This window comes from Acinetobacter lwoffii (genome assembly GCF_024129855.1).
Taxonomy (GTDB): Bacteria; Pseudomonadota; Gammaproteobacteria; order Pseudomonadales; family Moraxellaceae; genus Acinetobacter; species Acinetobacter lwoffii_L.
This window is the reverse complement of the sequence record NZ_JAMXXC010000001.1, coordinates 72,250-87,306: the sequence shown is the minus strand read 5'-3', so window position 1 is coordinate 87,306 and position 15,057 is coordinate 72,250. Positions and strand designations below refer to the sequence as shown.

At 41.5% G+C, this 15,057-nt stretch carries 9 protein-coding genes; 6 read left to right on the top strand and 3 right to left on the bottom strand.

The features are described 5' to 3' along the window. Positions 1-3: 3 nt before the first annotated feature. Entirely contained in the window at positions 4-1,005 is a 1,002-nt protein-coding gene (locus NI465_RS00360; RefSeq protein ID WP_114541164.1) for a hypothetical protein, read from the top strand. A 43-nt stretch (positions 1,006-1,048) separates the two neighbouring features. On the opposite strand, the gene NI465_RS00355 is transcribed toward NI465_RS00360, so the two are convergent. Together NI465_RS00355 and nfuA are read right to left on the bottom strand one after the other, a co-directional pair. Then, positions 1,049-3,112, bottom strand: a complete 2,064-nt coding sequence (locus NI465_RS00355; protein WP_253143872.1) for a TonB-dependent receptor domain-containing protein — start codon at positions 3,110-3,112, stop codon at positions 1,049-1,051. A gap of 192 nt (positions 3,113-3,304) precedes the next feature. Then, on the bottom strand, positions 3,305-3,943 hold the full coding sequence (nfuA, locus tag NI465_RS00350) for a Fe-S biogenesis protein NfuA (protein WP_004279400.1): 639 nt from the start codon (positions 3,941-3,943) through the stop codon (positions 3,305-3,307). Positions 3,944-4,101: 158 nt separating this feature from the next. On the opposite strand from nfuA, the gene NI465_RS00345 reads away from it, so the two are divergent. Together NI465_RS00345 and NI465_RS00340 are read left to right on the top strand one after the other, a co-directional pair. Continuing rightward, on the top strand, positions 4,102-4,719 hold the full coding sequence (locus NI465_RS00345; RefSeq protein WP_004646259.1) for a rhomboid family intramembrane serine protease: 618 nt from the start codon (positions 4,102-4,104) through the stop codon (positions 4,717-4,719). A 219-nt stretch (positions 4,720-4,938) separates the two neighbouring features. After that, on the top strand, positions 4,939-6,480 hold the full coding sequence (locus tag NI465_RS00340) for a hypothetical protein (protein WP_253143870.1): 1,542 nt from the start codon (positions 4,939-4,941) through the stop codon (positions 6,478-6,480). A gap of 431 nt (positions 6,481-6,911) precedes the next feature. On the opposite strand, the gene NI465_RS00335 is transcribed toward NI465_RS00340, so the two are convergent. After that, positions 6,912-8,531, bottom strand: coding sequence for an inorganic phosphate transporter (locus NI465_RS00335; protein WP_253143869.1), 1,620 nt, complete (start codon positions 8,529-8,531; stop codon positions 6,912-6,914). 536 nt (positions 8,532-9,067) lie between these two features. On the opposite strand from NI465_RS00335, the gene metH reads away from it, so the two are divergent. The 3 genes from metH to NI465_RS00320 all read left to right on the top strand — a co-directional run bounded on the left by metH (position 9,068) and on the right by NI465_RS00320 (position 15,013). Then, entirely contained in the window at positions 9,068-12,754 is a 3,687-nt protein-coding gene (metH, locus tag NI465_RS00330) for a methionine synthase (protein ID WP_253143867.1), read from the top strand. A 62-nt stretch (positions 12,755-12,816) separates the two neighbouring features. Further along, complete coding sequence (locus NI465_RS00325; RefSeq protein ID WP_253143865.1) at positions 12,817-14,157, top strand: AAA family ATPase; 1,341 nt, start codon at positions 12,817-12,819, stop codon at positions 14,155-14,157. A 1-nt stretch (position 14,158) separates the two neighbouring features. Further along, a complete protein-coding gene (locus tag NI465_RS00320; RefSeq protein WP_253143863.1) occupies positions 14,159-15,013 on the top strand; it encodes an HNH endonuclease family protein in 855 nt (284 codons plus the stop codon). Positions 15,014-15,057 lie beyond the last annotated feature (44 nt).

The following is a 15,057-nucleotide window of genomic DNA, read 5'->3' as shown; positions in this document are numbered from 1 at the left end:
GCTATGCAGAAACACCCGATGATTGAGCAGTTGATCGATGCTCAACTTGATTTTCTCGATCAGGCATTTTCTCAATCTGAAACGATTCAAAGCGAGTTTCATGCATTTTATTTGTGGCTACGTAAACAGACCCTGAAAGAGCTGTGGAGTTGTGAACTGATCAACCAGCTTTTACAAAAACAGATTCTGGGTACTGCCGCCAGCAGCTTTCTGATTGAACAGATTGCCGAGCATATCCGTTTTGCGCTGGTGCATCCGGCCAATGATTCCACCACGATTGCCGATCTGATTCCAGTACTGACCGTAGACAAGATCGCCCAGTATGTGGCCAGCAAAAGTGGCCATCGGCAGCGCCTGATTAAAACCGTAGTCAATAATCCGGCATTTTCAGCCATGATTACCCAATTGATCCAGCATTCCATTCAGGATTATCTGGATAACTCCATGATTGCCAAAAGTGTACCCGGGGTTTCCCGCTTTATGAAAATGGGCAAATCCGTTCTGGAAAATGTCACCGATACCAACCTCGATAGCACCATTGCACGTTATCTGCAAAAGAATATTCTAAAGCTCAGCCAGATGAGTGAGCATGTGCTGAACCAGCATTTTGACGACGAGAAACTCTATCATTTTCAGGCCAATCTCTGGCATAAAATCAAAGACATGCCAGTATCGGTTTTGAAGAATTATATTGAGCTGCAGGACCTGAATCAGACGGTCGGCTTAGGTCATGACATCTGGGATCACATACGCCAGACGGACTATCTGCAGCAGCAAGTGCATGACGGAATTCATACCTGGTATGTCCGCAATCAGGAACATACTTTTGATCAGTTATTACGTGATCTGAATATTGATGAAGCGCTAATTCAGAATGAATTGCAGCAACTGCTCAGTCCGGTAATCCAGCAGATGGTTTCCCAAGGTCACTTACGTGAACGCGCGCGCAAATATCTGGAACAATTTTATTATCATGAAGATACTTTGAAAATTCTTAAGATTTAAATAAAAAGCCGCTTTATAGCGGCTTTTTTATATTGTCATTTGCTTAGAATTTTGCATTCAGACTGATACCGTAACGACGACCATCCAATAGTTGATCACCATCAATATCTTCAGCTTTTTCATCCAGTAGGTTATAGACGCCGAATTTACCGGTCAAATTCGGACTGAATTTATAGTTAAAGCCGACATCTACAAATTGGTAGCCTGGATTTGGCTGAGCCATAGAGGTACGGCTCAAGTAAGCAGAGGTTTCAGAACGATGGTGCAAGCGGCTCCAGACGTTTAATGCATCGTTTAGCTCATAATCCACACCAATATTAAACATGTGTTCTGGCATCTGGTTCAGTGGCTGTCCTTTAAAAGCACCTGACTTAAACTCTGAATCGGTATAAGTATAGTTTGCAGTCAATATCGTGTAATCATTCAGACTGGCTTCTACCGTTGCTTCTACACCACGAATTTCTGCTTCATCCACGTTGATCCGTTCACTAATAAAGTAGAATGGAATATCTCCTTCGAAGCATTTCCAATTCTGCCAGTTATTACGGTTTGTTGTGGTGCCATCAGTATCGGTTTCACAGGCACGAACTTCCGTAATCCGGTCTTCATATTTAGTGATAAAGCCAGTCAGCGATGTATTGATATAATCATTTTTCCAGTTGAAACCTAATTCAGTAGATACACTTGATTCAGGTTCTAAATCTGAATTAGCACGGATGATGCCACGACCTGTTGGTAATGGTGCACCACCACCACCTGTAACACTATAGAACCCTTCTGTGGCTGCACGAATATCAGGCTGTTTATACCCCGTAGCTACACCGCCTTTTACCACAAAGTTATCATTTACCGCGTACACCCCATACAGTCGTGGCGATAAATGGCCACTATAGTTTTCATCATGGTCATAACGTAAGCCGGCGGTTAAATCGAAATGATCCGTAATACTCCAGGTGTCTTCAAGGAAAGCAGCAGCAGACCAACGTGTTAACTCACTAAATTCAGGTGCATTAGGATTACGGTTAGTCGCTTTATCGACCAGTTTTTCATCTTTAAGATATCCCCCGAATGACAGCGTATGATCACCTAAGGCTAAGTTCCATTGACTGTTCGCTGTCCAGGTATCCAGGGTAATCCCTTTGGTGCCGAGTTCAGTATTGCCACGATCCGGATTTTTTGAATTTTCATATTGAATATAAGATGAACTGTCCAAGTTATCGCTATAACGGCCATTATGGGTTAAGGAATAAACATTACGATAATTACGCGAGAATGAATCTGCAGCACCTTGAGCAGGTGCTACCGTTTCTCCTACAGACGTAGTTGATTCCTGCTGCACAAAATTGGCTTCAACCTGAACATCATGATCATCATTAATGGCATAGGTCAGACGTGAATTTAAGCTTTCACGTTCTGTGCCACGAAAACCGCCCACATAACGGTCTTCATTACGTTCCTGCTTATTGACTGCCAGCTGCAAACCAAGCTTATCTGCAATTAAAGGACCAGCAAGATATGCAGAAGCATTTTTAATATCACCTGAACGGCTACTGTCCTGAATCGTGGTTCCCAATTCAACATTGCCAGACCATTCATCCGACACTTTTTTGGTAATAATATTCACTACACCGCCCATGGCATCTGTACCATAAAGTGTAGAAGCTGGACCACGGATCACTTCAATACGTTCAATTGCTGAAATAGGTGGCAGAATATTTTTCTCAAAACCTCCATCGTCTCCATTCGGATTGACATCCTTGCCGTACTGACGCTTACCATCGACCAGAAACAAAGTATAGTTTGAACTCATACCACGAATACTGATGGTCTGTGCAGAACCTGCACCTGAAACCACTACCCCGGGCGTATTACGCAGTACATCAGTAATGTCGTTATATTCACGTTTATCTAATTCTTCACGATCAATCACGGTAATGGAAGCTGGTGCTTTAGCCAAATCTTGCTCATAACCTGTTGCGGTCACCACAATCGTTTGCAATTTAGTCGCTTCCGCCTGTGGAACAACAGCTTCTACTGCAGATGTATTTCCCGCCATAGCTGTAAATACAGCAAATGCCAAAGTTGTTTTTAAGAATGGGTTATTCATACCTTGCGCGCCCCAATATTTATGAAGAGATCATGTTTATTCGGTTACGAAGTGTAACAGCTTTTCAATTGAATGCAATTACTATTGATAATTATTATCATTAACATTCACTTGTTTTTAATCCAGAAATAAAAAAACCTCGAAATTTCGAGGTTTTTAAAATGCGATAAATAAACTGTTATATAGAACAGCTTATTTCATATACGCACCTTCAGACTGACTATGATCCGTTTCATCAACGACATGCATTAACTCTGGTACATGTTGTTTTAATGTGGTTTCAACACCTTGTTTCAAAGTGATATCAATCGCTGAACAGCCCTGGCAACCACCACCAAATTTAAGTACAGCGGTTAAACCTTTTTCAGGGTCTTCTTTAACTTCAACCAGTGCACAGTTACCGCCATGGCCTGCCAGACCCGGGTTAATTTCAGACTGCAAGACATAGGTAATGCGCTCTTCTACTGATGCATCTGGCCCCACGCGTGGCACTTTAGAGTTCGGCGCACGGAAAGTCAACTGACCACCAAAACGGTCTTTGTTGTAGTCAATCACGGCATCGAGTAAATACGGAATAGATGGCGAGTCGATAAAAGCAGGGAAATCAGGATATTCCTGCTTATAATCTGTCGGTACAACTTCATCAGGTGCACTATAGGCCATGCAACATTCAGCGCGAGGAGTACCCGGATGCTCTACAAAAACACGCACACCAATACCCGGGGTGTTCTGTTTATCCAGTAGATCCTTTAAATACTCTTGTGCTGTTGGTGTAATCAATAAGTTGGGAATTTCACCAACAACTGGAGTGCTGCTGTTCTCAGTCGACATAACAATAATTTCCTCAAGCTCAAGCGGCCATTTTAACTGAAGATGCGGGGTAATTTTTAAAAATCAACTAAAATTGTCGGATTTATTATAAAAGTACAACTTTAGCTTAATTTTAATGGCATGATAATTGGCAAATAGGCACCCTTAGAATCATTTATATGCTTGATTTACCTTTTAATCATACCGTGACCATTATTCTGATCACCTGTATTGTGTCATTTATTGCTTTCTCCAAAGAGACGGTGATGAATCGCCTGATTTTCTGGCCACCGGCACTGCAACGTGGACAATATGACCGCTTTATTACGCATGGCTTTATCCATGCGGATGGTGCACATCTGCTGTTCAACATGATTACCCTGTTCTTCTTCGGCAGCGTGATTGAAAGCTTTTATCGTCAATATCTGTATGACCTGGGTTTTATCCTGTTTTACCTCGGTGGACTGATCGCAGCGATTCTGCCAAGTTACCTGAAGCATAAAAATGATGCGCGCTGGGCCAGTCTAGGTGCTTCCGGTGCAGTGTCAGCTGTGCTGTTTGCCTATATTCTGTTTGAACCTTGGAAATTAATTTTTGTGTTCTTCATTCCGGTTCCTGCCATTATTTTTGCTGTGCTGTATGTAGCCTATAGCATTTGGTCAGGCAAAAAAGGCAATAGCAACATTAATCATAGCGCGCATTTATGGGGAGCGGCTTACGGGGTGGTCATGACGATTATTCTGGAGCCACGCCTGATTCCGCATTTCCTGAATAAACTGATGCAGGTTCCGTTTTAATCAGGTTTTTTAAATATTGAAGGAATAAAGCTACATATGAGTTAAGCCTCATATTTCTGCTGAAAATGGATAAGAGAGCTACTGCTCTCTTATTCGTTTGAAACATCTCGTAATATATTAGAAAGTGATGATGTCACTTAATGCCAATCTTGGACTGAATTTTGCAGCGATAATATATACATCTGTATATTAATTACTGTCATTCTCGAGATATTTTGCATGTCCACTACACCAGACGGTCTTCAATTTCCTCTTCAGTCTCAGCAACAAAAACCAAGTAGCTCCAAAGCAGGTCGTGCGATCATCGCAGCAGCCTTAGCCAATGTAAATCCACACAGTTCTCAACAGGCACAATCAGAAAAAAACTGGCGCAAACACTACACAGTACATTTTAAGCAACTGGTCGAACAGGGACTGAGTTCCCCTGAAGCCAGCTTGAAAATTGCCGAAGATGGATTGGCAAAGGCCCATCAGACTTTTGAATTTTATCGTGATGGTCAAAAGTATGTATTGCAAGATGCCTTAACTCTGCCCGCTGAACAACTACAGACATTCAAACTCACAGGTAGCAGTAAAGCTGTACCAGAATGGTATGTGCCTTACCACGGTCAAAAGCTGCAAGGTGACGCCTTATTGGAGCAGATTGAGCGCTGGGAAAGCCAAGGCATCGTGGAAACCAGTCATGCCAATGCCCTACGTGAATGTGTGGTGCATCCTGAATGGTTTGATCTTTCCGATCGAACCACGGTGCTGTTTGGTGCAGCATCTGAAGCCGGTCCTCTGACCTGGCTGGCGAAATGGAAAGCCAATATTGTAGCGATTGATCTGCCGAATACCCGGGTATGGGGCAAGATTGTTGATACCATCAACCAAGGCAATGCCACGCTATATGCACCTTGTACCGAAGACCTGTCTGCTAATACTTCACTTGATATTTTAAAAGAAAAACTGGGGGCGAATTTGCTGACCCAGATTCCTGAAATTGCCAAATGGTTATTACAATTCGAACAGGATCTGGATCTGGCTGCAATTGCCTATCTGGATGGTGAAAAGCATGTCCGCGTCTCCATGGCGATGGATGCCATCATGCAGCATGTCAGCCAGCAAAAAGCCAATACCAGCCTGATGTACATGTGTACGCCGACCGATGTTTATGCGGTTCCGAGTGAAGTGATCGAAGCCTCTAAAGTAAAATATACTGAACGCTCTAAGGTACAGACGATCCTTTCTAAAGGGGTTTCAGCTTTAAGCCGCAAACACTTTTTCCAGAAAAATGCGCATGAACTGATTCAGTCTGGTGATCAGGCGTATGGTATTTGTGACTGTCTGGTGGTTGAACAAGGCCCGAACTATGCGCTGGCAAAACGCATTCAGCAATGGCGTGCTACCTTAGCTCGTGCTCAAGGTCAGCGGGTCAGCATCAATATTGCCCCTTCTACTACGACCTATTCCGTGACCAAAAATCCGCTATTAAAAGCCGCATTTAACGGTGCCAGCCTGTTTGATGTTGAAGCCTTTGCACCTGAAACCACCAATGCAATTATGGCTGCACTGTGGATTCATGACCTTCGCAATCCAGAATCGGTGGCCAATCCTGAAGTGAAGCTGAACCATCCGCTTGAATTAATGATGCATGGCGCGAATCATGGTGGTTTGTGGCGGGTTGCTTATCTGGCGCGTACCGCACTACCTTTTGCTGCACTATATGGTTTTGCGACAGAGAAGTTGCCAAAAGGATTATTGAGTAAGTTGAAGAAGTAATTTTTTTATTATCTTCATCCAATTTTTCCATAAGAAAGGTAATCGTTATTTTTAAAGTTCTCCCCTCGTTGCGTAGCAGTGCTGCTCATCCCTAAAGCAGAGAGAACTTTAATTGAAAATGGGCGTTCCCTCTCCTTCTAGGAGAGGGTTAGGGAGAGGTTAATTTAGGCTTTCAATCATTCAAATTCTTATGAATGTGCTTTGGGCAGATTTAAGTTGATCTATTTTATAGCTTCTTTTTTTCTTTACTTTTGAAAGATCAAAAGTAACAAAAATCTTTTGTTAAGCTGATGATATGTCCCTATATCACAGCCTAACGGCGACATCCCTGTCGCCTTAATCGTAATTTAGATTCCTCTTTTACATCCTTAATTTTTCTTCCACCCATAAAAAAAGCTGCTCTAGAGCAGCTTTTTTTATGTCTAAATAACTTAGAACACTTTTAACAGTACCCAATACAAACCGCCTGACAGGCAGATCGTTGCAGGCAAAGTAAAGATCCAGGCAGACAGAATGGTTTTCACCATCTGGAAGTTCAGACCTGACTTGTTCGCCACCATGGTACCTGCTACTGCAGAGTTCAATACATGGGTGGTTGATACCGGCATACCAAAGCCATCTGCTGCCGCAATGGTTGACATCGCAACAAGTTCGGCAGACATACCCTGACCATAAGTCATATGCTGTTTACCAATACGCTCCCCGACAGTCACGACAATACGCTTCCAGCCGACCATCGTACCCAGACCAAGCGCCAAGGCTGTCGCCACTTTCACCCAGGTCGGAATGTATTGCAGGAATGAATCCAGATTGTCGCGGTATTCATCTACTGTTTTTTCCTGTGCAGCACTCATTGCCGGTAAAGCTTCTGCTTTATCCAGACGCTTAAATGCTGTGGTGCTCAGGTACATGTCATTACGGAATTCAGAAACTTGAGCTTCAGGAACATCCTTAATGCTGGTATAGCTACCGACTTTCTCACCCAGATGATCCGTCAAGCTTGCCAATGCAGGCACGACTTCAGGGGTAATTTCCTTGGTCTGAATGTACTTGGTGATCACATCACGAGCTTGTTCATCCGGAATATCCTGATGATTTGGATAGATCACATCCGCTGTTTGCGCCGACAACTGACCAAAAGACTGAATATGCTGTGCATCCAGATTCTTGTTCAGCGAGTACGCCAACGGTACACAGCCGATCAGAATCAGCATGATCAGGCCCATACCTTTTTGACCGTCATTTGAACCATGGGCAAAACTCACCCCAGTACAGGTAAAGATCAGCATGGCACGAATCAGTGGTGGGGGTGGCTTGTTCCCTTCAGGTGGCTGGAACAGTTCCAGTTGACGCTTGAAGATTTTTTTCACCAGCAGGAACACAATCGCAGCAAATGCAAAACCGATTAAAGGCGAAAATAACAGCGCCTTACCGCCTTTCATGACTTGCTCCATGTCTATACCTGAAGCGCCAGTACCGGCATTCAGAATATAGTTCATGATGCCCACACCCAGAATCGAACCGATTAGGGTATGTGAACTGGATGCCGGAATACCGAGGAACCAAGTTCCCAGATTCCAGAGAATTGCCGCGATCAGCATGGCAAAGACCATGGCAAAGCCTGCTCCGGAGCCGACATTCATGATCAGCTCGACTGGCAATAACGCAATAATGCCGTAAGCGACCGCACCACTGGCGACCATAACCCCAAGGAAGTTACAGAAGCCGGCCCACATCACTGCGACAGGAGCAGAAAGTGCATTGGTATAAATGACCGTGGCCACAGCATTGGCGGTATCGTGAAAGCCATTGACGAACTCAAAGCTCAACGCAATAAAAAGTGCCGTCGCTAACAAAATAACTGAATACAAGCCCAAGGCCGGTACATGCGCTAAATCTGCAGACAACTGGAAGCCGATATAAATCAGCGTAGTGATAATAAGAGTCAGGAACACCGGCATAAAGAATTTCGGTGTTGGCACATGAACATTGGTCGACTTTTGGGAAGCCGACCCGTGTGCTGAATCTACGGGAGTTTGATTAGGATTCATGCAAGCAGGAATAGAGGATTCAAGAATCCCCATATTGTTCAGTTAAATTGTGACAATTATATGACAAACTGCTGTCATATGAAGCAATTATTTGGATTTTCTTGCTGCTATTCGTCCTGTTTAATTCCGACTAAAACACTAGATTTTGATTTTATAAATCAATTACTTAAGAGAGGATTCCAGCTTATTTAAGCTTAGCAACCGCACATATTTTGCTACCAAAACGATTCATGCCCTACCTGTCATCAAGCAGAGCAAAAGTTTCATTTGCACAGCATAAGCCATCAATATGACAATTTCATGAATGAAAGCATCAGCTTAATTTTCTGATCCTGTTTCTTGTCTGTAAGGCATCGAATCAGATTCGAGATTGCATTATTTTCTGATCCGCATGTTAAAACTTGTTGTTTTTCTAGATGACTTATCAAATTTTCATATCATGCTTATCCATCATTCTGAGCAATCTCAGCAGAAATCAGCCAACTAATCTGCTAAGATTAGCGTCGTTTTTTTTGATTTCTGCTGAGAAAGTCTGAATGTCTACACTTACCACTTTAAAAGAACTTCTTGCCAAAAGAATTTTAATTATCGATGGTGCGATGGGTACCATGATCCAGCGCCATAAACTGGAAGAAGCCGATTATCGTGGTGAGCGTTTTGCTGACTGGGCCTATGATCTCAAAGGTAATAATGATTTGCTGGTACTGACTCAGCCACAGATCATCCAAGGTATTCATGAAGCTTACTTGGAAGCTGGCGCCGACATTATTGAAACCAACACCTTTAACGGTACCCGCGTTTCAATGTCGGATTACCACATGGAAGATCTGGTTCCCGAGATTAACCGTGAAGCAGCGCGTCTGGCCAAAGAAGCCTGTGCCAAATATTCAACGCCTGAAAAACCACGCTTTGTGGCAGGTGTGATTGGTCCGACATCGCGTACCACTTCTATTTCTCCAAACGTGAATGACCCGGCGTTCCGTAACATCACCTTTGATGCTTTAAAAGTTGATTATATTGAATCAACCAAAGCTTTGATCGAAGGTGGTGCAGACATCATCCTGATCGAAACCGTGTTCGATACCTTGAATGCCAAGGCCGCCATTTTTGCGGTGAAAGAAGTCTTTAAAGAATTGGGCTATGAACTGCCAATCATGATTTCAGGTACGATTACTGATGCATCAGGTCGTACATTGACTGGTCAAACCGCTGAAGCCTTCTGGAACTCGATGCGCCATGCAGAGCCATTATCTATCGGCTTTAACTGTGCGCTGGGTGCAGATGCAATGCGTCCACACGTGAAAACCGTGTCTGACGTTGCCGATACCTTTGTTTCAGCGCATCCAAACGCTGGTTTGCCAAATGCCTTCGGTGGATATGATGAAACGCCGGAAGAAACTGCCGCATTTATTAAAGAATTTGCTGAAAGTGGCTTAATTAATATTACCGGTGGTTGCTGTGGCACTACGCCGGATCATATCCGCGCGATTGCAAATGCTGTTGCAGGCATTACCCCTCGCCAAATTCCTGAAATTGAACCGGCTTGTCGTTTAAGTGGTTTAGAGCCATTTAACATCACCAAAGATTCACTGTTCGTGAACGTCGGTGAACGTACCAACGTCACCGGTTCGAAAAAATTCCTGCGTCTGATTCGTGAAGAAAACTTTGCCGAAGCGCTTGATGTTGCCCGTCAACAGGTTGAAGCCGGTGCACAGATCATCGACATCAACATGGATGAAGGCATGCTCGATTCGCAAGGTGCGATGGTGCACTTCCTGAATCTAATCGCGTCTGAGCCAGATATTTCACGTGTGCCAATCATGCTGGATTCTTCTAAATGGGAGATTATCGAAGCGGGCCTGAAATGTGTGCAAGGTAAAGCCGTGGTGAACTCGATTTCCCTGAAAGAAGGTCATGACGAGTTTGTCGAACGTGCCCGCCTCTGCCGTCAATATGGTGCCGCGGTCATCGTGATGGCATTTGATGAAGATGGTCAGGCCGATACAGCTGCGCGTAAAAAAGAAATCTGTAAGCGTTCATATGATGTTCTGGTGAATGAAGTAGGCTTCCCGTCTGAAGATATCATCTTTGACCCGAACGTCTTTGCGATTGCGACCGGTATTGAAGAACACAACAACTATGGCGTGGACTTTATTGAAGCGACTGGCTGGATTAAACAGAACCTGCCAAATGCGATGATTTCTGGTGGTGTGTCGAACGTATCGTTCTCGTTCCGTGGTAACGAACCGGTACGTGAAGCGATTCACTCGGTGTTCCTGTACCATGCCATTCAGCAAGGCATGACTATGGGTATTGTAAATGCCGGTCAGATGGCGATTTACGATGACATCGATAAAGAATTGAAAGAAGCGGTTGAAGATGTTGTTTTAAACCAGAACCAGGGTGAAAGCGGTCAGGAAGCAACCGAAAAACTGCTTGCTGTTGCTGAAAAATACCGTGGTCAAAGTGGTACGCAAAAAGCCGAAGAAAATCTGGAATGGCGTAATGAGTCTGTTGAAAAACGTCTTGAATATGCATTGGTAAAAGGCATCACGACTTATATCGATCAAGATACTGAAGAAGCGCGTTTAAACTCTACACGTCCACTGGATGTGATTGAAGGTCCATTGATGGCGGGTATGAACGTAGTCGGCGATCTGTTCGGTGCCGGTAAAATGTTCTTGCCACAAGTAGTCAAATCTGCACGCGTGATGAAACAGGCTGTAGCGTGGTTGAACCCGTTCATTGAAGCTGAGAAAACCCAAGCCGAAGCAAAAGGTAAAATCCTGCTGGCTACGGTGAAAGGCGACGTACACGACATCGGTAAAAACATCGTTGGCGTAGTATTAGGCTGTAATGGTTATGACATCGTGGATCTGGGCGTGATGGTGCCATGTGAGAAAATTCTACAAACTGCGATTGATGAAAAAGTCGATATCATCGGTTTGTCTGGTCTGATCACGCCGTCTCTGGATGAAATGGTCTTTGTTGCCAAAGAAATGCAGCGCAAAGGCTTTAACATTCCGTTAATGATTGGTGGTGCGACGACTTCTAAAGCGCATACCGCAGTGAAAATCTCACCGCAATATCATAATGATGGCGTGCTTTACACCGCAGATGCTTCACGTGCCGTGGGTGTAGCAACACAATTGCTTTCTCCTGAAATGAAACCAAAACTTTTGGCTGACTATGCAGCGGATTATGAAAAAATTCGTACTCGTCTTGCCAACAAGCAACCGAAAGCGGCGAAATTGTCTTATCAAGAGTCAGTCGAAAACGGCTTCAAGATCGATTTCGACAAGAATGCACCGGTTAAACCAAACTTCATTGGATCTGAAACTTTCACAAATTATCCGCTTGAAGCTTTGGTGGAATATTTTGACTGGACACCGTTCTTTATTTCATGGAGCCTGGCGGGTAAATTCCCGAAAATCCTTGAAGATGAAGTGGTGGGTGAAGCAGCACGTGATTTGTATGAACAAGCTCAAGCCATGCTGAAAGACATCATCGAGAATAAACGTTTCGATGCGCGTGCGACGTTTAGTATTTATCCTGCAAACCGTGTAGCCGCAGATACAGTTGCGGTTGTGGATGAAACAGGCAATGTTACTCACAGCTTCGAGCATTTACGTCAGCAGTCTGACAAAGTCACTGGCAAAGCAAACTACTCTCTGGCTGATTTTGTTGCGCCAAAAGATGTGGCTCAGGATTACTTGGGTGGCTTTACCGTGTCGATTTTTGGTGCGGAAGAACTTTCGCAAGAATACAAAGCCAAAGGTGATGACTATAACGCAATTATGGTTCAGGCCTTGGGTGACCGTTTTGCAGAAGCATTTGCAGAGCATTTACACCAACGTATTCGTAAAGAGTTCTGGGGCTACCAAGCGGAAGAAACTTTATCAAATGATGATTTGATTAAAGAGAAGTATGTCGGTATTCGTCCTGCACCAGGCTACCCTGCTTGTCCTGAACATTCTGAAAAAGCGCCATTGTTTGACTGGTTAGGTACAACCGACAAGATTGGTACGTACTTAACGACGAGTTTTGCAATGTGGCCACCTTCATCAGTCAGTGGTTTCTATTATGCGAACCCTGAAACTGAATACTTTAACGTGGGTAAAATCTCTGGCGATCAGTTGGAAGATTATGCGAAGCGTAAAGGTTGGACGTTGGATGAAGCGAAACGTTGGTTAGCGCCAAATTTGGATGATTCGGTTAATTAATTTTAAAAAATTACAAAAGGTCTTCAAAGTTTGAAGGCCTTTTTATATAAAAGGAAATCTTAATGCCTATACAATCAATTAATTTAACTAATTTTAAAAGTATTCATGAACTAAACATAAAAATAGAAAGAAAATCACAAGTTGTATGTTTTGTAGGTGAAAATGGTAGCTCTAAAACGTCATTATTAAGTTTAATTGTTGATTCTATTATTCCAAATCAAGGAATTAGCTTTCCTGATTATAACCCTAAGGATGGAAAGCGTTTTAGATCAATTAGTATGCAGGAAATTGACGTTGAAGAAAGTTACTATACATTTGATTTAAAGTATATTTCTGACCCCACCACTGAGATTTCATACAATAGAGCTGTTTATAAAGAAGCAAAATCAAATAACAACACAAACAAATTTAATGATGAAAACTGGAATAATGTACCTCTAAATCACTTCCATAATGAAAAAACATTACCAAGCCTAAATAATGCAAAAAATTATCTTTTAAATAATATTTTTCTATTTCGTCCTAGTTATAGATATGAACCTGATTTCCTCGAAATAAATCAATTAAATGAAAATTTTTATTTTCAGGTTTCTACAAAAAAAAATAACTTAACTGATTATCCTTTTCCATTTAAAGTAGCATATTCCGGTTCTGATCTTGAAAGTCTACTTATTGAATTATTCTTAGATACTCATATCGGTTATAAAGATTCCGCAAATGCTTTTTCGTGGATTCCAAAAATATTAAACAAAGTTACTAACAAAGATTATGGAAACTTTCAAATAAGTCGTCACCCTTATCGCCAACTTTGGTCATCAACTAAAGGACCTATAATTTCTTTATCACAGGGTGAATTAGACCTATTAGTAACGCTTACTTCGATTGTGACTAGACAACTTTACATTTATAATGAAAATCCTAATATAGAAGAAAAATACAATAATTTTACTGAAATTCCAGGATTAGTTATCATTGATGAAGTCGACCTACATCTTCATCCAAAGGCTCAAGAAAATTACCTTAAAGTACTAACATCATGTTTTAAAAACATTCAATTTTTAGTAACAACACATAGCCCATTTGTTGTTCGTGGTTTACCAAAGGATTCTATAGTAGTTCAATTACCTTCAGGTAATATCATTGAAGAAGATTTTTCATTAATGGATATCGATAGTATTACTAGTAAAATTTTTAATTATGATGGAAGATTTTCAGATGAAATTGAAAGTGATTTAAAGATATTTAAAGAACTTATTAGCAATCAAAATAAGGAGGAAAACCTAAAAAAACTCATAGAAATATATAATAAATATAAAAAATCATCCTCTATTATGAATGAACTTGACACTTTTTTATCTATATTCTCACCCCCAAATTTAACTAAACAAATTATGGGGGAATAAAATGCGTCAAGTAGATAGAAGTATAGTTAATACTCCTAATAATTTATTGAATTTAACTTCTGAACAAAAAACTCATTTATCTGACCATAAAAATATACGTTCAGATATTTATGCTCACGAAGATGTTAAACAAGCTTTAAAAACTATTTATCATGATAAATGTTATATTTGTGAATGTTACGTAGGAGATAGTTATGATGTCGAACATTATCTCCCTAAAAAATCTTTTTCACATTTAGGTTATACATGGGGAAATCTACATAAAGTATGTACGCAATGCAATCTTGCTAAAGAGAGCGATCAATTTTTCTTAAAAGACCCAACATCTGGAAATATTACTGATATTTTACTTTTAGATCCATCTAATCCTACTTATTATATTAAAGATTATTTATCTTTTAATTTAGATGGATTAGCTGTTTTAATTGATTCAGGTACAGATCCCTTAGTTCGTCGTAAAGCTGAACATACCGTCAGGTATTTAAACGGTGAACTCAAAAAGAGCCAAGGAAAGCCTTTTGAACATGCGTCAAAATTAAATCATTCACGTGCGGCACGCATTGGAGCCTTCGAACGATCATTACGGGAGAATAATTTTATAAACTTTCGTGACAATATTTTAAATATTCATTATGTCACTGGTAACTATATAGCTAAAACAACTCCATTAGAGATTAAATTAGATAAAGATACTTATGCTTTTTTAGCTAACACTTTTAAAATTTTCTTAGATGATCATTGTAACTTCTGTTCTACTCTCAGAGACTACTGTTTTAGTGCCTTTGGAATAACTTTTACAGAATTAAAAGATGTTTTGGGACTATTACGACGAGTGTACAATCTCCCCATCTATTGATAATAATTCTACTGTTTTAATTTAAAAAATTTAATTCAGTATTA

Coding starts and splice junctions, on each gene's coding strand:
- NI465_RS00360 (WP_114541164.1), top strand. CDS start 4: ATGCAGAAACACCCGATGATTGAGCAGTTGATCGATGCTCAACTTGAT.
- NI465_RS00355 (WP_253143872.1), bottom strand. CDS start 3,112: ATGAATAACCCATTCTTAAAAACAACTTTGGCATTTGCTGTATTTACA.
- nfuA (WP_004279400.1), bottom strand. CDS start 3,943: ATGTCGACTGAGAACAGCAGCACTCCAGTTGTTGGTGAAATTCCCAAC.
- NI465_RS00345 (WP_004646259.1), top strand. CDS start 4,102: ATGCTTGATTTACCTTTTAATCATACCGTGACCATTATTCTGATCACC.
- NI465_RS00340 (WP_253143870.1), top strand. CDS start 4,939: ATGTCCACTACACCAGACGGTCTTCAATTTCCTCTTCAGTCTCAGCAA.
- NI465_RS00335 (WP_253143869.1), bottom strand. CDS start 8,531: ATGAATCCTAATCAAACTCCCGTAGATTCAGCACACGGGTCGGCTTCC.
- metH (WP_253143867.1), top strand. CDS start 9,068: ATGTCTACACTTACCACTTTAAAAGAACTTCTTGCCAAAAGAATTTTA.
- NI465_RS00325 (WP_253143865.1), top strand. CDS start 12,817: ATGCCTATACAATCAATTAATTTAACTAATTTTAAAAGTATTCATGAA.
- NI465_RS00320 (WP_253143863.1), top strand. CDS start 14,159: ATGCGTCAAGTAGATAGAAGTATAGTTAATACTCCTAATAATTTATTG.